The organism is Streptomyces aurantiogriseus (assembly GCF_014649375.1).
In the GTDB taxonomy this organism is placed as follows: domain Bacteria; phylum Actinomycetota; class Actinomycetes; order Streptomycetales; family Streptomycetaceae; genus Streptomyces; species Streptomyces aurantiogriseus.
Map to the genome: position 1 here is coordinate 49,316 of NZ_BMSX01000016.1, position 20,228 is coordinate 69,543.

Below are 20,228 nucleotides of genomic sequence, written 5' to 3' on the forward strand. Positions count from 1 at the left end.
CCGCCCTCGCCTCTTTAGGTCAGGATCTGACCTCTTGCGCTCCTAACGTGGTGCTCGACCGCGGGAAACCGGCGGAACACCACTCACGGAACTCGGAGAACACCATGAGCGAGACGACGTCCCCCCAGGAATCCACCACCGTCGCCCCGGCCGCCACCGGTGAGCGCGCCGACCTGCTGGAGGCGCTGGCCAAGCAGCGGTACTTCCTGCGCTTCACCACCCGCGACCTCACCGATGAGCAGGTCGGGCAGCGGACCACCGCCAGCGCGTTGTGTCTCGGCGGCCTGATCAAACACGTCACGTCGGTCGAACGGAACTGGGTGGACTTCATCCTGGAGGGCCCGTCGGCGATGGGTGACTTCACCAAGATGACCGAGGCCGACTGGGCCGAGCGGGCCGACGAGTTCCGTATGCTGCCGGGCGAGACGCTGGCCGGCGTGCTGAAGGAGTACGCGGAGGTGGCCGGCCGTACCGACGAACTGGTCGCCACGCTGCCCGACCTGGACGCGGCCCACCCGCTGCCGGCGGCCCCCTGGTTCGAGCCCGGCGCGTGGTGGTCGGCCCGCCGGGTCTTGCTGCACATCGTCGCCGAGACCGCCCAGCACGCCGGTCACGCCGACATCATCCGCGAGTCCCTGGACGGGGCGAAGAGCATGGGGTGACGGCGTCTCGTCGCACGAGGCGGAGGACGCAGACGCGCCCCTGCCAGACGTCCAGGGCGACGAGCAGACCCGGGTCGGTCGGCTCGTCGCCCTCGCGGTCCTACATCCGAACGGTTGCGGTGCGGGTCAGCCGTCCGCGAAGCCGGCGAGCGCCGCGGCGCGTTGGGCGAGCCGCCGCAGGACGGCGTCGCCCCACTGGAGGTTCGCCCGCTCGAGGGCCATGCCGCCCAGCAGGGTGAGGTAGGGGCCGACGCGTTCGGCCGTGGCCAGGTACGTGTCCTCGGTGCGCCCGGCCAGCAGCCGTTCCTGGAGGCGCTGGTAGCGGGCCAGCTTGGCGGCGGACCGTGCCATGCGTTCTTCGACGGCTGCCCGCACTTCCTCGATGCCGCGGGCGTCGGCGATGTCGACGCACTGGAGCTTGACCATCAGTTCGTCCCTGATGGCGAGCGGTTTCGCGGGGGCGTCGGTGACATGGTCACGCAGGACGTCCAGCCCGGCCTCGGTGAGCGAGAAGAGCCGCTTGTTGGGCCGGCGCTCCTGCTGCACGACCCGGGCGGAGACGAGGCCCTCGCTCTCCATGCGGTCCAGTTCCCGGTAGATCTGCTGCGGGGTGGCCATCCAGAAGTTGGCGACGGAGGCCTCAAAGCCCTTCGCGAGGTCGTACCCGGACGCCTCGCCCTCCAGGAGAGCGGCCATCACCGCGTTGCGCAGAGCCATTGGGCGAATCTAACACTTATCGACACTTTGTTGACTACTCAATGGCGTGACGGTCGGGTCGGGCCCCCGCGACGACCAGGAGGCCGATCCGTTCCAGCTGAAAACCGCTGGCAGACCAGTGTGAAGATCGCTACGATCCCCGCGATGACTACTCACTCTGTTGGCAGATTGGGGGTCCTCTCCGCGCAAGGTGAGTGCTGATGCCCACTCACACCGCGAACGGGGATTCCCGCCTTTCCTTCTGGTCGCGCGTACGCGAGTTCGCCGTACCGCCCTCCATGATCGAGACTGCGACCGCCCGCCGCCTCACCGGAGACTGGGCCGGGGCATGTGCCGCCGCAGGTATCGATGTCGATCTCCATCTGCGTGCCGTCGCGCAGACCCATGGCCGCGAGTCGGCCTCCCGAATCCGGGCCGATCTCCGTCATCTGGCGCCTGACCTGTTGCGCTGGCATCTGCCGAGGATCGCTCCTGACGGGCTGCTGCGCCCCGGGCTGACGATCACGCTGGCCCGGTACGAGGCCGCGGGGCGGGGCGACGGCCGTCCCCTCCACCTGGTGCTCCGGACTCCGCCGGCGTGGGCGGACGCCGGTCAGCGGATCAGCCTCGCGTTGTGGGACGGCTCCGTCGACGGGGCCGTCGCCCGGGGGCACCCGCATCCCCGTCCCAACCGGCGGTTCCGCCTCGACCTGCACCGCCATCTGTGGGACGCGCGCAGGTCCGGCGAGTTGCGGATCCGGTCCGGGGCCGATCAGCCGGCCGGCCGGCCCGTGTCGGATCCGGACCTTCTCGCGATGGTTCCGCAGGGACTCAGCTGTGCCGTCGACCGGTGGGCGGCCGAGGCGGGGATTCTGCTCGACGCAGGACGGTGGCCCACCCGTTCCGTCGTCGTGCGGTTCGCGGGCCGGCATCGGCTGGTACTGGATCTGGTCCCGGACGCGGACGGGACCGGACCACCCGCCCTGCGGATCGCGGCGGCCTCGACGCAGGGCGGCGCCTCCGGGCTGCCGGTGTTGCCCGACGCGGCGACCTGGACGCTTCCCGACCTGGAACTGCTCCGCGCCGGTGCGATCGAGGCCGACCGGCTGCATCCCCTGGTCGCCTCGGCACTCGTACCCGGGTACGCGCCGTCCGCCGGTCCCCCTCGGACTCCGCACGGGGCGGGACGACCGCGCCTCGTGGAGTGCCGGGGGGCTCAGCACCGGATCGGCCTGGTCGACGGGGTACTGGCCCCGCTGGACCACGACCCGGCCGAGATCCGGCGGGAGGAACTGCTGGCCGCACTGACCGGCACTCCGCTTCCGTGCCTGCAGGCGATCGACGAGGCCCACCGTCATCCGGACTGCCTCAGCGGCGTCCGCGAACGACTGGACCATGGCGACGTCGCCGGCGCGCTGGCCGTCGTCGAGGGCCTCCTGGGCCCCGACGCACTGCTGCGCGACGGCGCCCTGCGCGACGAACTGGAAGCGGCCGCACGGCGGCGGATCACCTACGGCCTGTACCGGGCAGGCCTGTCCGGTCCCGGCCCCGACCGCACCTTCATGGACATGAAAAGCCGGCGCCGCACCCGTGACGACCGCTCACGCCCGCGCCACGCGACCCTCCACTGACCCGGGGACTCCGTCCCCCGCTCCCCCCTTCGCCTTCTCACGGACCTCAGGTGATCACCCATGCCCACGTACGCTCCGTCCCGTGCCACCGACGCCCCCGCCCACCCGGCTCACGCCTCCCAACTCCATGTCGCCGGCGAGCTGTTGAGCCTGCTGCGCGACGCCACCACCGAACCGCGTCCCGACCCCCAGCTGGAGGCCCTGACGCTGGCCGTGGCCGCCGACCTGCCCGTGCTGCTGTGGGGTGAGCCGGGCATCGGCAAAACCGCGGCCCTGACCCAGCTCGCCGCGGCCCTGGACCTTCCGCTGACCACGGTCATCGCCAGCGTGCACGAGCCGTCCGACTTCTCGGGACTGCCCATCGTCGGGGACGATCCCGCACAGCAGGGTGTCCCGATGGCCCCGCCGGACTGGGCCGTGCGACTCGTACGGGCCGGACGGGGGCTGTTGTTCCTGGACGAGCTGTCCACCGCGCCGCCGGCCGTGCAGGCCGCTCTGCTCCGGCTCGTCCTGGAACGGCGGATCGGCTCCCTGCAACTGCCGCCCGGAGTACGGATCGTGGCCGCCGCCAATCCGCGGTCCTCGGCGGCCGACGGCTGGGAGCTGAGCCCGCCGCTGGCCAACCGGTTCGTCCATCTTCAGTGGACCCACGACCACGAGGTCGTCGTACGCGGCCTCGGGGGAACCTGGCCCCGGGCCACCCTGCCGCGGCTCGACCCCGAGAAGCTGGCGGAGGCCGTGGACTTCGCCCGGCGCGCGGTGTGCGGGCTGCTCGCCGCCCGGCCCGGGCTCGTGCACCGGCTGCCCAACAGCGAGGCCCGCCGGGGCGGGCCCTGGCCGTCGCCGCGAAGCTGGGAGATGACACTGTGCCTGATCGCCTTCGCGACCGCGGCCGGCTCCTCCCGCGAAGTGCTGTCGTTGCTGGTCCGGGGCACCGTGGGCGACGGTCCCGGGCTGGAGCTGCTGGCCGGTCTGGACCGGATGGACCTGCCGGACCCCGAGGTGCTGCTCGCCGATCCGGCGGGTGCCGACCTGCCCGAGCGGGGTGATCTGCGCCAGGCGGTGCTCGACGGCGTGGTGGAGGCGGTCCGCAAGCGCCCGGACCGGTCCCGCTGGGACGCGGCGTGGGCGCTGCTGGTCCGGGCGGTGGAGACGGGAGCCCCGGACCTGGTGGTCGTTCCCGCGAACACCCTCGCGTCGCTGCGCCAGGAGGACTGGGACGTGCCGGCGGCGATCGAGCGGCTCGCCGGAGTGGTGTCGCTGTCCCGGCGGGCGGACCACGCGGCGGCCCGGTCCGCGGTCGTCACGAAGGCCGGCCGATGACCGTGGACGCACCGGGGACGCTGGACCTCGGCAAACTCCTCGCCGCCCGCCTCCACGCGGCCCGGGTCCGGCCCTACCTGGCGACGGCGCTGTTCGCCCTGCACCCCGTGGAGTCGAGGGCCGTTCCGACGATGGCCGTCGACCGGCACTGGCGGTGCTACGTCTCGCCGGCGTTCGTGGACCGGACACCGGTCGAGGAACTGGCCGGCGTGTGGGTGCACGAAGTGTCGCACCTGCTGCGCGACCATCACGGACGCAGTGACCGGGTCGCGCGGGAGCGCGGGCTGACCGGCCCGGGGGAACGTCTGCGGATGAACATCGCCGCGGACCTCGAGATCAACGACGACGTGTTCGGTGAGGGGCTGGTACGGCCCGAAGGTGCCGTCCAGCCGGCGTCCCTGGGGCTGGACGCAGGGGGCCTCATGGAGGACTATCTGCGCCAGTTCCGGCTCGGGCAGCACACGCAGGACCTCTCCTGGCTGGACTGCGGCAGCGGCGCCGACGGAGGGGAACGGGAGTGGGACCTCGGACCGGACGGCGCGCACGGTCTGAGCGAGCAGGAACGCGACGCGGTCCGGTTCCGGGTGGCGCAGGGCATCAACGCCCGGCCGGGGAGCAGCCCGAAAGGCTGGCGGCGGTGGGCGGAGGAGGCGTTCCATCCGCCGCAGCCGTGGCGGGAGTTGCTGGGGGCGGCCGTCCGCTCGGCCGCCTCCGGCCCCGGCGCGGGCGAGGACTACAGCTACGGCCGGCCGGCCCGGCGCTCGGCCGGAGTGCCCGGTGCCGTGCTGCCGAGTCTTCGGCGCAGACCGCCCCGGGTCTGCGTGGTCATCGACACGTCCGGCTCGGTCAGTGACGCCGAACTGGGCAGCGCGCTCCTCGAGGTCGCCGCGATCTCCCGTGCCGTGGGCGGCCGGCGCGACCTGGTGACCGTGCTGCCGTGCGACGCGGCGGCCCGGATCGTGCACCCGCTGTGCCGGGGTGAGGGGATCCCGCTGATGGGCGGTGGGGGCACGGATCTGCGTACGGGCTTCGCCAGGGCGCTGCGCACGCGACCCCGTCCGGACGTCGTCGTGGTCCTCACCGACGGACACACGCCCTGGCCGGACACCCGGCCGGCGTGCCGGACGGTCGTGGGTCTGTTCCCTGGGCGGAGTACGGGCGGGGCGTGGCGCGAGGACGATCCCGACTACGTACCGGACCGGCCGCCCGCCTGGGCCCGCGTGGTGGACATCGGCAGCTGAGGCGGGCGCCGGGGTCGGCTCCCGCTGCTCGGTGGGTTTCCCCCGCCGACGGGTTCCAGGTCCGGCGCCTGCCCGGCGGATCAGGCCGCAGGAGTGTGACGGCGCCTCATGAGCCCAGGTGAGCGGGGCGAACAGGGCTGCCCCCGCGTGATGTTGTGCGCGCGTGGGCAAGCGCCCGGCTGCAAGCGGCAACGTGCCCGGCCCGCCCGGCGAGAAGCCCAGCCCGCCCGGCGCGGCCCTCGCCGCCGCCCTGCCCAGCGGCCCGGCCCGCTCGACGAAAAGCCCGGTGCCCGCTCGACGAGGAGCCCAGCCTGCCCGGCGCGGAGCCCGGCGCCGCCCGGCAAGGAACCCGGCGCCCGCCCGGCGCGAAGCCCGGTGCTCGCTCAGCGAGGAGCCCAGCCTGCCCGGCACGACCCTCCCCGCCGCCCGCCCAACGGCCCGGCCCGCCCGGCGCGAAGCCCGGTGCCCGCCCGGCAAGGCGCCCAGCCTGCCCGGCACGACGCTCCCCGCCGCCCGCCCAACGGCCCGGCCCGCCCGGCGAGAAGCCCGGTGCCCGCCCGGCAAGGAACCCGGCGCCCACCCGGCGCGGAGCCCGGTGCTCGCTCAGCAAGAAGCCCGGCCTGCCCGGCGCGGCCCTCCCCGCCGCCCGCCCAGTGGTCCGGCCACGTGCGCCGCGGTGCGGCCGGCCCGCACGCGCCACCTGCTCCATGTTCCACGCCCGTTCTCGCTTGCCGCCGCCGTCACGAGCCGGCGGCGGTGACCGTGTGCGCCTGCCGGTGGGGCCGCAGGGCGCGGCGCGCGATGGCGAAGCGGTGGGTCTCCGAGGGGCCGTCGTAGATGCGGAAGGGCCTGACTTCCCTCAGCAGACGGGCCAGTGGGGCGTCGGCGGCCGAGACACCGAGTGCTCCGCAGATCTGCACCGCCCGGTCGACCACCCGGTTCACCGCCTCCGCCACGAAGGTCTTGGACACCGAGGTGAGCTGCGAGGCGGCGGCGGAGCCGGTGTCCAACTCCCAAGCCGTACGCAGGATCAGGGCGCGGCTCGCCTCGATGTCGATCTCGGAGTCGGCCAGCATCTGCTGCACCATGCCGAGGTCCCCCAGGACGGAGCCGAACGCCGTCCGGCTGCCCGCCCTCTCCAGGGCGACGTCCTGGGCGCGGCGGGCGGCTCCCAGCCAGCGCATGCAGTGCGTCATCCGGGCGGGACCGAGCCGGACCTGGGCGCCGTCGAAGCCGTGGTCCACCGCGCCGAGCACCTGGTCCTCCCCCACCACGCACTCCTCGAAGAGGATCTCGCTGTGCCCGGCGAAGAGCGATTCGTCCAGGGTCTCGATGTTGCGGACGATGCGCATGCCGGGAGTGCCGGCGTCGACGAGGAACATGGTGGCGCCGCCCGGGTCGCCGGGGCCGCCGGAGGTGCGGGCCATGACGATGGCGAAGCCGGCTCCGTCGGCCCCGGTGATGAACCACTTGTGCCCGTCGATGCGCCACCCGCCGGGGACCCGGGTCGCGGTGGTCCGCAGGGAGCGGGGATCGGCGCCGGCTCCCGGGGCCGGTTCGGTCATGGCGAAGCAGGACCGCGTCTCGCCGGCGGCGAGCGGACGCAGGTAGCGCTCCTTCTGCTCCTCGGTGGCCACCTTCGCCAGCAGGTGCATGTTGCCCTCGTCCGGGGCCGCGCAGTTCAGCGCGAGCGGCCCGAGCAGCGAGTGGCCCGCGGCCTCGAACACCACCGCCTGCCCGCGCAGATCGAGTCCGTGCCCGCCCCACCGCGTCGGCACGTGCGGGGCGAACACTCCCGCCTCACGGGCACCTTTCTGCAGGGTCTCCCGCAGGGCCTCGGGGGCGTCGTGCAGGGACCCGCCGCACTCGCGCTCCGCCGGGATCACCACCTCGCGTACGAACTCGGTGGTGGCCGCGGCGAGTCGGGCGACGGACGGATCGACATCGAACTGGATGGGCACAGGACCTCCCGCCGACGGGCGGACGGGCATCGGCGCCCGTCGCGTCCTAGAAACTGTACAGCGTCTTCAGTATCTTGCCCCGGGTGAGATTCGGCGACGGCGGAAGAGGCCCCCTATGAGCACGCCACCGGTCCAGGTCGTCCGTCATCCCGACGGAGTGGTCGAGGTGAGGCTGGACGACCCCGGACGGGGCAACGCCCTGGACCTCGCCGCGGCCGAGGCCCTGCGGGACACGACCGCCCGGGTGGCCGCCGATCCGGGCGGCGCGGTGCTGCTGCGGGCGACGGGTGGCGCCTTCTGCGTGGGCGGTGACCTGCGCGCCTTCGCCGGTCGGGGTGCGGAGACGGGGTCGTACGTGCACGCCGTGGCCGGTGCCGCACACGCCGCGGTGCTGGCGCTGTACGGCCTGCCGGTGCCGGTGGTGACCGCCGTGCGCGGTGCGGCGGCGGGCGGCGGCATCGGTCTCGCCCTGGTCGGCGATCTGGTTCTCGCGGCCCGGTCGGCGCGCTTCCGACTGGCGTACACGGCGGTCGGGCTCACCCCGGACTGCGGGGCCTCGTGGCTGCTGCCGCGACTGGTGGGGCCACGGCTCGCGGCGGACCTGATCCTGACCAACCGGGTCCTGACCGGCGAGGACGCCGAACGGTGCGGTCTGATCACCCGATGCGTGGACGACGAGGACCTCGACGAGGCGGCGCACCGGACCGCCGCCGAGCTGGCGGCCGGCGCCGGGGACGCGCTGCGGGCCGCGAAGCGCCTGCTGCGCGGCGGTGACCGCGGTGACTCCGGGGACGATCTGCGCCGTCATCTCGCCGAAGAGGCACAGCTCATCGCCTCCTTGGCGGACGGACCCGAGGCACAGGACCGCATGCGGTCGTTCCTGACCGCCCGGGGGCGTGCGGAGCCGGGCGGCGGGCGCTCCGGCGCCAGGGCACCGGAAAGTGTTTCTTGAATCCCTCTTCACTAACGACCTCGCCGGAGCGTAACCTCCGGGCAACACGAACCGAGGAACCGGCACCACAGGGCCGGGGAAAAGGTGTGGCGATGCGATCTGTTGCCGTGGACGGGACCGACGCTCTCGACGAGTCCCTCACCGAAGCCGTGGTGGACCTCGTTCTGCGTGGCATGTGGCGCGGTCGGCCCGAGTCCGAGTACCGCCCCCTGGTGGACGCCGGGCTGGCGATGGTGAAGGGCCCGATGGTGTTGCCGACCGAGCGCGCCAAGGAGACCGGCGCCCGGATCCTGCGGGTGGGCGCGGGGACCGGACAGGAGCAGCAGATCACCGCGGCGTACCGGGCGTTCCTGCCGGTCAACCGGAGGCTCCGCGAGGTGTGCACGGCCTGGCAGTGCCGGCCCGACGGCACCCCCAACGACCACTCCGACCTGGCCTACGACGCGCAGGTGCGCGAGGCGCTGGAGGACGTGCACGAGGCGATCCAGCCCGTGCTGCGCAGGCTGGAGCGGGCGCTGGCGGGCAGCGGGCAGTACCTGACGGCCCTGGAGGAGGCCCTCGACCGGTTCGACGACGGCGGGACGGAGTGGCTGGCCTCGCCGCTGTGCGACTCGTACCACACCGTGTGGATGCGGCTGCACCAGGAACTGCTGCTCGTTCTGGGCGTCAGCCGGGCACAGGACGAGGCCCTCGAGGAGGAGCTGCTCGCGGGGGACCGGGGGTGAGCGTCACCGACCGCGGGGCGGGCCCGCTCGCCCGGGCCGACGCTGCCGTGCACCCCGCACCGCCCGAGACCCCCGGCCGGGTCCTGGTGCCCTACGGGCAGGGGCGGATCCGGGGACTGGACGCCGGCGAGCTGGGCGCACACGGAGCGGCGATGGACCGGCTGGTGGCCCTCGGACTGCCGGTGGTCCCCGGCCTCACCGTGCCCGCCGGCGCCTCCGCGTCGCTGTGCGAACCCGGCACGGCCCGGGCCGCCGTAGAGCTTGTCGAGCAGGTGTCGGGGCGGCGCGTCGGCGACGCGGGACGCCCTCTGCTGCTGCGCCTGTCGGCCGGCGCGCCGACCGAGATCGCCGGCCTGCCGCCCGACCTGGCCTGTCTCGGCGTCACCCCCGACAACGCCGAAGCCCTGTGCGCCGTCATAGGCCGCGAGGAGGCCCTGTACGAGGCGTGGGCCGCCTCCGTGCGGATGATCGCCGAGTACGCCCTGGACGTGCCCGGCGCGCCACTCGACGACGCCCTTCTCGACACGCCCGCGCCACGGGCACGGGTCGAGGCACTGCTGGCCCTGGTCGCGCGGCACGGCTCGCAGCCCTTCCCCGACGACCCCGCGCAGCAGCTCGCGCTGGCCGCCCGCGCGCTCCTCGCGCGGTGGGACACCCCGCGCGCGCGGCGATCCCGGCGGGCGCAGCGACTCCCCGCGGATCTGGCGCTCGCGCTGTACGTGCAGGCGCTGCGCATCGGCCCGGCGGACCACTCGGGCTACGGCACGGCCGTCAGCCGCCATCCCGAGACCGGCCGCTTCTCCCCGCAGGGCTCCTTCTTCCGGGGCGTACGCCGCAGCGCCCCACCCCCGCACACCGGGGAACCGCTGGACCGGCTCGCCGGCGGAACGGCGCTGCTGGAGCACTCCCTGCTCACTCTCGAACGTCATCTGCACGCGCCGGTGTCGGTCGACTTCGAGGTGCGCGACGACGAGATCGCCCTGCTCGCCGCCTCGGCGCAGCAACGGCCGCCGCTGCGGGCCTCGGTGTGCCTCGCCGCCGACCTGGCCCGCGAGGGCGCCCTCGGCCGGGAGGAGGCCGTACTGCGGATCACGCCCGCGCAGGTGCAGGAGCTGCTGCACCCCCAGTTCCGGCTGACCGGCACGGAGGAGCTCCTGGTGCGGGGGCTGCCGGCGTCCCCGGGGGCGGCGGCCGGCGTGATCGCCCTGTCCAGTGAACGCGCCCTCGAGCTGGGCGCCGACGGCACGCAGGTCGTGCTCGTGGCCCATGAGACGACCCCGGCCGACGTCCCCGGGATGCTGGCCTCCGCCGCCGTGCTGACCGGCAGCGGCGGCATCGCCTCGCACGCCGCGGTGGTGGCGCGGGGCGCCGGCAGACCCGCGGTGTGCGGCGCCGACGGGCTGCGCGTGGACCGGGCCGTCGGGACGGTGCGGATCGGCGGGCGAGTGCTGCGCGAGGGCGATGCGGTCTCGCTGGACGGCCGCTCCGGCGCCGTCTACGCGGGGGCGCTGCCGGTCAGTGTCGCCGGACCGCCGCCCGACCTGTCCACCCTGCTGGAGTGGGCGGACGAGACGCGCCGGCTGGCCGTGCGGGTCAACGCCGACACCGCGGCCGAGGTGGACACCGCCGTCGCCCTGGGGGCGGAGGGTGTCGGGCTGTGCCGTACCGAGCACCAGTTTCTCGGCGAGCGGCTGCCGCTGATCCGCCGGGTGATCCTGGCCGCCGACCCGGCGGCTCGCGACGAGGCGCTGGTCGCGCTGGAGCGGGCCCAGCACGAGGACTTCAGGGCCCTGCTGACGGCGGTCGGGAACCGTCCGGTGACCGTGCGCCTGCTGGACGCCCCGCTGCACGAGTTCCTGCCCGCTCCCGGACAGGCCCTGGACGCCGCCGAGGAGCAGCGGGCCGCCGCGCTGCGTGAGGCGAACCCGATGCTCGGGCTGCGCGGGGTCCGGCTGGCGCTGCTGCACGAGCGGCTCTATCCGGCGCAGGCCGAGGCGCTCTTCGCCGCCTGGGTGGACGTGGCCGCCACCGGGGTCCGGCCGGCGCTGGAGGTGATGGTCCCGCTGATCAGCCTCCCGGAGGAGCTGGCCGCCGCTGCCGCCTACGTGCGGGAGGCCGCCGACGCGGTCGCCGCCCGCACCGGGGTCCGGGTGCCGTACCGGCTCGGCACGATGGTCGAGACGCCGCGGGCCGCGCTGCTGGCCGGCGAGCTCGCCGAGCACGCCGAGTTCTTCTCCTTCGGCACCAACGACCTCACTCAGCTCACCTACGGCTTCTCCCGGGACGACGTCGAGCGGCAGGTGCTCGCCTCCTATCAGGAGCGCGGGTTCCTGACGGCCAGCCCGTTCGCCCGGCTCGACCCGCACGGGGTGGGCGCCCTGATCGCCCTGGCCGTGGAGCGGGCGCGGAGCGTGCGTCCCGGCATCAAGCTGGGCGTGTGCGGCGAGCACGGCGGGGACCCGGAGTCGATCGCGTTCTGCGACGGCCTCGGTCTCGACTACGTCTCCTGTTCCGCACACCGCGTGCCGGTGGCCCGGATGGCGGCCGCGCACAGCGTCCTGGGCCGGCGGCACGAGGAGAGCGGGAGCGCACGATGACGAGCACCGTGAGCGAGGGCACCGCCCTGTCGGACGCCGAGCTGGAGGACCTGCGGGAGACCGTACGGTCGGTGTGCGCGGACGCCGACGGCACCGCCGCGGTGCGCCGGCTGCCCGAGGACTCCCCCGGCATCGACGCCGCGTTGTGGGACACGCTCGGCCGGCAGGTAGGGCTCGCGGCCCTTGGCCTGCCCGAGTCGGCCGGAGGCATGGGCGGCCTCGCCGAGATCGCCGTGGTGTGCGAGGAGCTGGGCCGGACTCTGGCGCCGGTGCCGCTGCTGTCCTCCACCGTGCTGGCCGGACAGGTGCTGGCCCGCTGCGGTACGGCCGACAAGGCGCTGGCGGAACTCGCCGAGGGCACCGTGCACGCACTGGCGGTGGCGGCGCCCGACGGGACGTGGCGGCCGGAGAACGTGCCGGTGGCCGTCTCCTGGCAGGGCGGTGTGCCGCTGCTGCACGGCACCGCTCCCTTCGTCCTGGACGGCGCCGACGCCGACGCGCTGGTGGTGGCCGCGACCGGGGCCGACGGCGTGGACCTCTTCCTCGCCGACCCGCACGGGCCGGGCGTCACCGTGCGCCGGGTGCCCACCCTGGACCTCAGCCGAGGCCAGGCGGTGGTCACCTTCTCCGGTGCCCGCGCCCGGGCCCTGACCGCCGGGGGCGAGGGGGCGGAGGTCGTCTCCCGCGCCCTGGACATGGCCCTGGTCGCCCTGGCCGCCGAGCAACTCGGCGGTGCGCAGGCCGCGTTGGACATGACGGTGGCCCATGTGCGGGACCGTACCCAGTTCGGCCGGGCGATCGGCGGTTTCCAGGCGGTCAAGCACACCTGCGCCGACATGCTGCTCCAGGTCGAGGCCGCGCGGTCGGCGGTGGTGCGGGCGGTCCGCGCGGCCGGCTCGCCCGAGGCACTGGCCGAGGCGGCGGCGGTGGCGCAGGCGTGGTGCGGCGAGGCGTTCGTGTCCGTCGCCGCCGAGTGCGTGCACCTGCACGGCGGCATGGGCTTCACCTGGGAGCACGACGCCCACCTGTACTTCCGGCGCGCCCAGTCCGACGCCGTCCTGCTGGGCGGCGCGGCACACCACCGGGAACGGCTGGCCGGCCTGCTGGGCTGGTGACGTGGAAGGCGGGACGGCATGAGGACCACCAGACTCATCGACGAGAGCCTGTTCGACAGCGTGGATCCGCCGCGGCTCGCGGGCGCGCGCTGCTCCCGCTGCGGCACCGTCGTCTTCCCCCGACAGGCCTCGTGCCCCCGGTGTCCGGCCGGGCTCATGTCCGCCCACGCGCTGCCGGTGCGGGGCCGGATCTGGTCGTGGACCCTCCAGGCGTTCCCGCCGAAGCCGCCGTACCGGCCGCCGGCCGGGGGCTACCAGCCGTACCACGTGGGCTATGTGGACCTCGGTGAGGTGCTGGTCGAGGCACGGCTGGCGGTGCCTCGCGCGGAGATCTGGATCGGGCTGCCGGTCCGGCTCACCACGCTGCCGGCGTACCACGACGAGGACGGAACCGAGGTCCTGACCTTCGCCTTCCGCCCGGACGGGGAGGCCGGCCGATGAGCCGTGCGGACGACGTCTACGTGGTCGGATGCGGTATGCATCCCTTCGGTCGCGACGAGAGCGTCACCGGGATGGACATGGCCGAGCGGGCGGTGCGCGAGGCGCTGGCCGACGCCGGTGTCGCCTGGGAGGACATCGGCTACGCGGCCGGCGGCTCCGACGTGTCCGGCAAGCCCGACACGCTGGTGGGCCGGCTGGGCCTGACCGGCGTGCCGTTCGTCAACGTGCAGAACGGCTGCGCGACCGGCGCCTCGACCGTGCTGACGGTGGCCAACGCGCTGCGCGCCGGCGAGGCCTCCCTGGGGCTGGCGGTGGGGTTCGACAAGCACGAGCGGGGCGCGTTCCACGTCTCCGCGGCCCGTTACGGCCTCGGTGACTGGTACGCCGAGACCGGCATGATGCTCACGACCCAGTTCTTCGCCCTCAAGACGCAGCGGTATCTGCACGACCACGGGATCCCCGAGCGGGCGCTGGCGACGGTCGCCGAGCGGGCCTTCCGCAACGGCTCCCAGCACCCCCTGGCCTGGCGGCGCAAGCCGCTGACCGAGCAGGAGATCCTGGACTCCCCCGTCGTCAGTCCCCCGCTCACCCAGTACATGTTCTGCTCACCGGGGCAGGGCGCGGCGGCGCTGGTGCTGGCGCGCGGCGACCGTGCCTTCGACCTGTGTGAACGCCCGGTGCGGCTGGCGTCGGTGGCGTTCCGTACGCGGCGGTTCGGTTCGTTCGAGGTGTTCGCGCCCTGGCTGCCGCCCGGGCCGCACCGCAGCCCGAGCACCGACGCCGCTGAGGCGGCCTTCCGCGCGGCCGGTGTCCGGCCCACGGACGTCCAGGTCGCCCAGTTGCAGGACACGGACAGCGGTTCGGAACTGATCCACCTGGCGGAGACCGGGCTGTGCGGCCACGGCGAGCAGGAGGACCTGCTGGTGGCCGGAGACACGGATCCCACGGGCCGGATACCGGTCAACACCGACGGCGGCTGCCTGGCCGGCGGCGAGCCCGTCGGCGCGTCCGGGCTGCGCCAGTTCCACGAGGTCGTACGGCAGTTGCAGGGCCGGGCGCCGGGCGCGCAGGTGCCGGGCTGCCCCCGCGTGGGCTTCACCCATGTGTACGGAGCGCCGGGGATCAGCGCCTGCTCGGTACTGACGGTGTGAGCAGAGGCGGTTCTCAGAGAAGGCGGTACAGCATGGGGCACGGCGACAGGACCGCGCTGGTCACCGGCGGGGCTCGTGGGATCGGGGCGGAGATCTGCCGGCAACTGGCCGACCGGGGGCTGAAGGTCCTGGTGGCGGCCCGCAAGCGGGAGGCGGCCGAGGAGGTCTGCGGCCGGATCGGTCCGGCGGCGGTGCCGCTGGCGCTGGACGTGTCCTCCGCCGTGAGCGTCGCCGAGGCGGTGAACGAGGCCGTGGGGCGTTTCGGCGCGATCGACGTCCTCGTCAACAACGCCGGGGTCAGTCTGGACGCGTCACGAACGGCCCTGAACCTCGACGAGGAAGCCCTGCACGCCACGCTGGAGACCAATCTGCTGGGCGCCTGGCGGCTGGCCGGGGCCGTCGTCCCCGGCATGGTGCGGGCCGGCTACGGACGGGTCGTCAACGTCACCAGCTCGTACGGCTCGCTGGCGCTGATGGACTCCGGCCGGCATCCGACGTACCGGGTCTCCAAGACCGCCCTCAACGCCCTGACCCGTATGCTCGCCGCCGAAGTCGCCGGCACGGGTGTCCTGGTCAACGCCGCCGACCCCGGCTGGACCCGCAGCGGCATGGGCGGACCGTCCGCACCGCGCGGGCCGGAGGAGGGCGCGGACACGCCGGTCTGGCTGGCGACGCTTCCCGAGGGCGACGGGACGACGGGCGGACTGTTCGCCGACCGCAGGCCGCTGCCCTGGTGAGCCGCCTCGGACAGGCGGCCCGGTGAGACGCCTCGGGCAGGTGACCTGGTGAGCCGCCTCAGGCGGAGGAGTCGGCGGGCTTCTGGTCGGTGGCGACGATGCGCAGGGCCAGCGCCCTGACCGCTTCCAGGACGGACCGCGAGGGCAGCTGGGACAGCGGTCCGCCCTCCGCCCGCAGCGCGGTGACGAGCATGGTCGTACTGATCAGCGTGCGGACCGCGAGCGCCTGTGCCGCGTGCCGGGACTTGGCCGCCCGGGGGCTGCGGGTGGTGCCCTCGGGCAGATAGTCGTACCCGCGCTGGACGTGCCGCTGCTCGAACTCGTCCCGCAGCACCTTGATGTTGCCGTTCGCCGAGGCCACCTGAACCTGGTAGAGGCGGGCCTCGTCCGGGTTCGTCTCCACCCAGTCCCAGACGGCGTCGATGACCCGCAGCAGGCCCTCCGCGTCACCCGGCTCGGACTCCGGCCGGGCCGCCTCCACGACGGCGTTCAGCTGGTCGAAGACCCGTCGCATGGCGAGTTCGAGCAGCTCCTCCTTGCCGTCGAAGTGGTAGTAGACGGCCGTGGGCACCACCTGGGCCTCGTCCGCGATGTCCTGGATGCTGGTCTCCGCGAACCCGTTGCGGCCGAACACCCGCACGGCGGCGGTGATGATGTGCTGCCGCCGCGAGGGTCGGTGAGCGGGCTGCTTGCCGTTCTTCGTCGTGGCCATCATGCTCCCTGGCGGCTTCCGTGAACCCGCGTGCGTGGGCCCTGTGTACTGACCATGCTATCTAGTAACTCCTGCGGACCGACGGCGTCATTCCCTGCTGCCCGGGGAGCTCTGGATGACCCGGGTCCCGGCATACTTGACACCATGACGACATCCGGAACCCGCGCCGCTCACCGCCCGTCGCGCCGGCAGTGGGTGATCGAGGCAGCCACGGAACTGTTCGCCACCCAGCCCCCGGACGAGGTGACGGTGGCCGACATCGCCGCCCGTGCGGAGATGACCTCGGCAGCGGTCTACTACCACTTCTCCTCCAAGGACCAGGTCCTGGCGGAAGGGATGCGGGTGTTCGCGACCGCGCTGCGCGAGCAGGTGCAGGCGCTCACGGAGGCCCACCGGCCCGGCGCGGACGTCGGACCGGCGGTCACCGCGCTGCTGGCCTGGCTCGGCGAGCACCGGTCGGCCGCCACCGTGTTCTTCGTGACCTCGGCCGGCATGAGCCAGGAGGCGGAGGCACTGCGCCAGGAGAGCCGTACGGAGCTGCTGGCCGAGCTGGTGCGGCTCATCCACAAGGCCCGTGAGGACGTCTCCGACGCGGAGGCCGCCGTGATCGGGCTGGGCCTGCTGGCGCTGTTGGAGACCGCGGCGATCTCGCAGGTCCGGGGCGACGACGTGTACCGCTCGCTGGGGCACCGCTCCTTCGTCCGCGAGGTCGGCCGGCTCGCCGGGCGGATCGCCGACCCGGCGGCCGGATAGGCCCACGGCCGCCGGAGTCAGACCAGCAGCCGGAGGGGCTTGCGCAGCAACTCCCCGACCGTGCGCAGGTACTCGGCGGCGGGCGCCCCGTCGACGGCACGGTGGTCGAAGGTGAGGCTCAGGGTGAGCACCCGGGTGCGCCGCGGCCGGTCGTCCTCCCACTCGACGCCGTCCCTGAGCCTGCCCACCCCGAGGATGGCGACGTTTCCGGGGTTGATGACGGGCGTGAAGAAGTCGACCCCGTATCCGCCCAGCGAGGTGACGGTGAAGGTGGCCCCTTCCAGCTGGGCCGGGGAGATCCGCCCCTCCCGCGCGGCCTGGGCCAGAGCCCTCGACCGGCGGGCGAGCTCGGGCAGCGGCAGCGCCGCCGCGTCCTCGAGCACGGGGACCATCAGGCCGCCCGGGACGGCCACCGCGAACCCCAGGTGGATGCCGTCGAGCAGATGGATGCCGTCCTCCCGCACCGTCGCGTTGAGCAGCGGGTGCTCGCGCAGGGCCAGCGCGGCGGCCTTCAGCAGGAAGTCATTGAGGCTGGGCACCGGCAGGTCGCCGTCGGCCCACTCCTCCTTGAGCCGGTCCCGCAGGGACACCACGGCGTCCATCCGCACCTCGTAGCCGTGCGTCAGCTGCGCCATCTCCTGGAGGCTGGCGTGCATCCTGCGGGCGATGGTGCCGCGCATCCCGGTGAGTGGGAGGACGTCGCCCGGTTGGGGTACGGCCCCGGGGCTGAGAGGTGGGGGCGGGGGCGTCACCGTGTCGAGGTCGGACCTGCGGATGCGGCCGCCGGGGCCGCTGCCGTTCACCCCGGAGAGGTCGATGCCCCGTTCCTTGGCCAGCTTGCGGACCAGCGGAGAGACGGGGAGGCCGGGCGGGACCGGCGTGACGGGACCGGTGGGGTCGGCGGGGAGGGCGGCGAGGAACTCCTCGACGTCCTCGGAGACGATCCGGCCGCCGGGCCCGGTGCCGCGTACGGCGATGAGGTCGACGCCTGCGTCGGCAGCCACCCGGCGGGCGTTCGGGGAGGCCAGGAGCCGGCCCCCGTGACCGACGGCGGCGCCGCCGTTGCGGGAGGACTGCGCGGAGCCGTCGCCGACGTCGCGGGACGGCGCGGCGGAAGCTCCACTCCCGTCGACTGCCGCCGCGTCACCGAGAGGGGACCCGGACCCGGCGGGCATCGGCGTACCCCCCGGGTCCGGTGGCTGCTCGCCTTCGGCCAGCAGCCAGCCGATGAGGGCTCCGGCGGGGACGGTGGTCCCGGCCGGGACCACGGGGTGGAACAGTCCCCCGGCCTCCGCCTCGACATCGACGTCGACCTTGTCGGTGGCCAGCCGCAGCAGGGCGTCGCCCTCCGCGACGGCGGCGCCGACGGGCACGAGCCATTCGTCGATCGTGCCTTCCTGCATGGTGAGGCCGATCTTCGGCAGCAGAACCTCGACCGCCACGTCGTCACGACCTTTCGAGGAGACGGCGGCACCCCTCGGCGATGCGGGCGCGGTCGGGCACGTACGCCTTCTCCAGCACCGGCGAGAAGGGCACCGGGGAGAAGGGGGCGCCGATGCGCAGGACCGGCGCGTCCAGGTGGTCGAAGGCCTCGTCCTGGATGTGCGCGGCGATCTCCGCGCCGAGCCCGCCGAAGGTGACGGCCTCGTGCACCACGAGCACCCGGTTGGTGCGGCGGACGGAGGCGACGAGGGTCTCGGTGTCCAGGGGCTGCACCGTGCGGGGGTCGATCACCTCGATCTCCACGCCCTCGCCCGCCAGTTCGTCGGCGGCGGCGAGCGCCTCGCCCACCATGCGGCCCAGGGCGACGACGGTGACGTCGGAGCCGTGCCGCGCGGTGTGGGCCCGGCCGAGCGGGATGCCGTAGATCTCCTCGGGGACCTCACTGGTGCTCCCGAGGAGGACCTTGTTGAGCATCACGACGACCGGGTTGTCGTCCCGGATGGCCGAGACGGTCAGGCCCTTGGCGGTGTACGCGTCGCAGGGCATCACGACCTTGAGGCCGGGGACGTGCGCGAGCCAGGCCTCCAGGCTCTGGCTGTGCTGGGCGGCGGCGCCGAGGCCCGCGCCGGAGGCGGTGGTGATGGTGAGCGGCACGGACACGGCGCCGCCGAACATGTACTTCATCTTGGCGGCCTGGTTGACGATCTGGTCCAGGCAGACGCCGATGAAGTCCATGAACATCAGGTCGACGACGGGGCGCAGGCCCCGTGCGGCGGCGCCGACGCCGAGACCGACGAGCGCGGCCTCCGAGATCGGGGTGTCGATCATGCGGCGGGGGCCGAACTCGTCGAGCAGGTTGTCGAACATGCGGAAGACGCCGCCGTATCCGGCCACGTCCTCGCCGGCGACGAAGACGTTCTCGTCCTCGCGCATGGCCTGGGCGAGTCCTTCGTTGAAGGCCTTGACGTAGGTGAGCTTGCGGGCCGTGCGGTCCGGGGCGGCGGCCGGCGCTTCGGTGACGCTGGTCATGGGGGTCATGGCGGTCATCCCGAGTAGACGTTGAGCAGCAGGTCGGCGGGGTCGGGCAGCGGGCTCGCCTCGGCGTACGCGATGGCGTCGGCGATGTCGTCACGGGTGCGCTGCCACACGTCGTCCAGCTCCGCGCGGGTGACGGTGCCGTCGGCGACGGCCCGGGTCTCGATGAGGTCGATGGGGTCGCGGGCCTTCCACTCGGCGACCTCCTCGTCGGAGCGGTAGGGGTGACGCAGTCCCTTGACGCCCTGGTGGTCGTAGTAGCGGTAGGTCTTGGCCTCGATGAACATGGGGCCCTTGCCGGCCCGGGCGCGCTCGACGGCGTCGACGGCGGCGCGGTGGACGGCGACCGCGTCCATGCCGTCGACGATCACGCTGGGCATGCCGTAGGCGGCCGCCCGGTCGGCCACGTCGGTGAGCAGCATGTGCCGGGACTGTGGCGTGAATTCGGCGTAGCCGTTGTTCTCACAGACGAAGACGACGGGCAGGCCCAGGACGGCGGCCATGTTGGCGGCCTCGTGGAAGGAGCCGATGTTGGTGGCGCCGTCGCCGAAGAAGGTGACGGCGACGCTGTCCTCGCCCTTGTAGCGGGCGGCGAAGGCGGCGCCGACGGCGATCGGGATACCCGCGCCGACGATGCCGTTGGCGCCGAGCATGCCGAGGGTGACGTCGTTGATGTGCATGCTTCCGCCGCGGCCGAGGCAGGCGCCGGTGACCCGGCCGTACAGCTCGGCGTACATCTCGCGGAAGCCCACGCCCTTGGCCACGGCGTGGCCGTGGCCGCGGTGGGTGGAGGTGATCTGGTCGTCGTCGCGCAGGGCCGCCATCACGCCGGCGGCCACGGCTTCCTGGCCGACGTAGAGGTGCAGGAAGCCGGGCAGTTTGCCGGCCTCCATGAGCTTCCCGGCCTCGGTCTCGAAGAGCCGGATGCGCACCATGCGTGCGTGCAGATCCCTGATGACCCGCGCGGATTCCTTTGCCGCCGTTGAGGCTCGTTCAGCCATCGTCCGCCCCTTCGCCCGAGGGAGGTTGCCCAGCAGTCGGACTTTCTAGTGC

The 20,228-nt window shown here is 73.9% G+C and carries 18 protein-coding genes; 12 read left to right on the top strand and 6 right to left on the bottom strand.

The genetic code is table 11. The annotated features are described in order from the left end of the window. The first annotated feature begins 104 nt into the window (after positions 1-104). On the top strand, positions 105-662 hold the full coding sequence (locus IE263_RS30025; protein WP_189940976.1) for a DinB family protein: 558 nt from the start codon (positions 105-107) through the stop codon (positions 660-662). Positions 663-788: 126 nt separating this feature from the next. On the opposite strand, the gene IE263_RS30030 is transcribed toward IE263_RS30025, so the two are convergent. Further along, on the bottom strand, positions 789-1,379 hold the full coding sequence (locus IE263_RS30030) for a PadR family transcriptional regulator (RefSeq protein ID WP_189940977.1): 591 nt from the start codon (positions 1,377-1,379) through the stop codon (positions 789-791). A gap of 200 nt (positions 1,380-1,579) precedes the next feature. On the opposite strand from IE263_RS30030, the gene IE263_RS30035 reads away from it, so the two are divergent. Genes IE263_RS30035 through IE263_RS30045 form a run of 3 tightly spaced genes read left to right on the top strand, consistent with a single transcriptional unit; the run spans position 1,580 to position 5,553 of the window. Then, positions 1,580-2,989: a hypothetical protein gene (locus tag IE263_RS30035; protein ID WP_189940978.1), complete on the top strand. Its 1,410-nt coding sequence runs from the start codon at positions 1,580-1,582 to the stop codon at positions 2,987-2,989. A 60-nt stretch (positions 2,990-3,049) separates the two neighbouring features. Further along, entirely contained in the window at positions 3,050-4,312 is a 1,263-nt protein-coding gene (locus tag IE263_RS30040; protein ID WP_189940979.1) for an AAA family ATPase, read from the top strand. Then, positions 4,309-5,553 carry a vWA domain-containing protein gene (locus IE263_RS30045; protein WP_189940980.1) on the top strand — a complete coding sequence of 415 codons (1,245 nt, stop codon included), beginning with the start codon at positions 4,309-4,311 and terminating at the stop codon, positions 5,551-5,553. Before IE263_RS30040 ends, IE263_RS30045 begins: the two co-directional genes overlap by 4 nt. A 740-nt stretch (positions 5,554-6,293) precedes the next feature. Here IE263_RS30045 and IE263_RS30050 read toward each other — a convergent pair. After that, complete coding sequence (locus IE263_RS30050) at positions 6,294-7,514, bottom strand: acyl-CoA dehydrogenase family protein (RefSeq protein ID WP_189940981.1); 1,221 nt, start codon at positions 7,512-7,514, stop codon at positions 6,294-6,296. A 115-nt stretch (positions 7,515-7,629) separates the two neighbouring features. Here IE263_RS30050 and IE263_RS30055 point away from each other — a divergent pair, with 115 nt between their 5' ends. The 7 genes from IE263_RS30055 to IE263_RS30085 all read left to right on the top strand — a co-directional run bounded on the left by IE263_RS30055 (position 7,630) and on the right by IE263_RS30085 (position 15,232). Then, entirely contained in the window at positions 7,630-8,466 is an 837-nt protein-coding gene (locus IE263_RS30055) for an enoyl-CoA hydratase/isomerase family protein (protein ID WP_189940982.1), read from the top strand. Between the two features lie 92 nt (positions 8,467-8,558). Then, complete coding sequence (locus IE263_RS30060) at positions 8,559-9,191, top strand: hypothetical protein (RefSeq protein ID WP_229911242.1); 633 nt, start codon at positions 8,559-8,561, stop codon at positions 9,189-9,191. Further along, positions 9,188-11,788, top strand: coding sequence for a putative PEP-binding protein (locus IE263_RS30065; RefSeq protein WP_189940983.1), 2,601 nt, complete (start codon positions 9,188-9,190; stop codon positions 11,786-11,788). The genes IE263_RS30060 and IE263_RS30065 overlap by 4 nt, the downstream gene beginning before the upstream one ends. Next, a complete protein-coding gene (locus IE263_RS30070; protein WP_189940984.1) occupies positions 11,785-12,903 on the top strand; it encodes an acyl-CoA dehydrogenase family protein in 1,119 nt (372 codons plus the stop codon). Before IE263_RS30065 ends, IE263_RS30070 begins: the two co-directional genes overlap by 4 nt. An 18-nt stretch (positions 12,904-12,921) precedes the next feature. Next, positions 12,922-13,344 (top strand): Zn-ribbon domain-containing OB-fold protein, encoded by a 423-nt coding sequence (locus IE263_RS30075; protein WP_189940985.1) that lies wholly within the window; start codon positions 12,922-12,924, stop codon positions 13,342-13,344. Beyond that, positions 13,341-14,495 carry a thiolase family protein gene (locus IE263_RS30080; RefSeq protein ID WP_189940986.1) on the top strand — a complete coding sequence of 385 codons (1,155 nt, stop codon included), beginning with the start codon at positions 13,341-13,343 and terminating at the stop codon, positions 14,493-14,495. The genes IE263_RS30075 and IE263_RS30080 overlap by 4 nt, the downstream gene beginning before the upstream one ends. A 32-nt stretch (positions 14,496-14,527) precedes the next feature. Continuing rightward, entirely contained in the window at positions 14,528-15,232 is a 705-nt protein-coding gene (locus tag IE263_RS30085; protein WP_189940987.1) for an SDR family NAD(P)-dependent oxidoreductase, read from the top strand. A 58-nt stretch (positions 15,233-15,290) separates the two neighbouring features. Here IE263_RS30085 and IE263_RS30090 read toward each other — a convergent pair whose 3' ends face one another. Further along, a complete protein-coding gene (locus tag IE263_RS30090; protein ID WP_189940988.1) occupies positions 15,291-15,947 on the bottom strand; it encodes a TetR/AcrR family transcriptional regulator in 657 nt (218 codons plus the stop codon). A 141-nt stretch (positions 15,948-16,088) separates the two neighbouring features. Here IE263_RS30090 and IE263_RS30095 point away from each other — a divergent pair, with 141 nt between their 5' ends. Further along, positions 16,089-16,697: a TetR/AcrR family transcriptional regulator gene (locus IE263_RS30095; RefSeq protein WP_189940989.1), complete on the top strand. Its 609-nt coding sequence runs from the start codon at positions 16,089-16,091 to the stop codon at positions 16,695-16,697. Positions 16,698-16,714: 17 nt separating this feature from the next. Here the strand turns inward: IE263_RS30095 and IE263_RS30100 are convergent, their stop codons facing one another. From IE263_RS30100 to IE263_RS30110, 3 genes are read right to left on the bottom strand one after another with little or no spacing between them, the layout of a single operon-like run. Further along, positions 16,715-18,139: a dihydrolipoamide acetyltransferase family protein gene (locus IE263_RS30100; RefSeq protein ID WP_189940990.1), complete on the bottom strand. Its 1,425-nt coding sequence runs from the start codon at positions 18,137-18,139 to the stop codon at positions 16,715-16,717. 4 nt (positions 18,140-18,143) lie between these two features. After that, positions 18,144-19,169 carry an alpha-ketoacid dehydrogenase subunit beta gene (locus IE263_RS30105; RefSeq protein ID WP_189940991.1) on the bottom strand — a complete coding sequence of 342 codons (1,026 nt, stop codon included), beginning with the start codon at positions 19,167-19,169 and terminating at the stop codon, positions 18,144-18,146. Positions 19,170-19,183: 14 nt separating this feature from the next. Next, the gene (locus IE263_RS30110) at positions 19,184-20,176 is read right to left on the bottom strand and encodes a thiamine pyrophosphate-dependent dehydrogenase E1 component subunit alpha (protein ID WP_189940992.1); all 993 of its coding nucleotides are present in this window, start codon (positions 20,174-20,176) and stop codon (positions 19,184-19,186) included. Between the last annotated feature and the right edge of the window lie 52 nt (positions 20,177-20,228).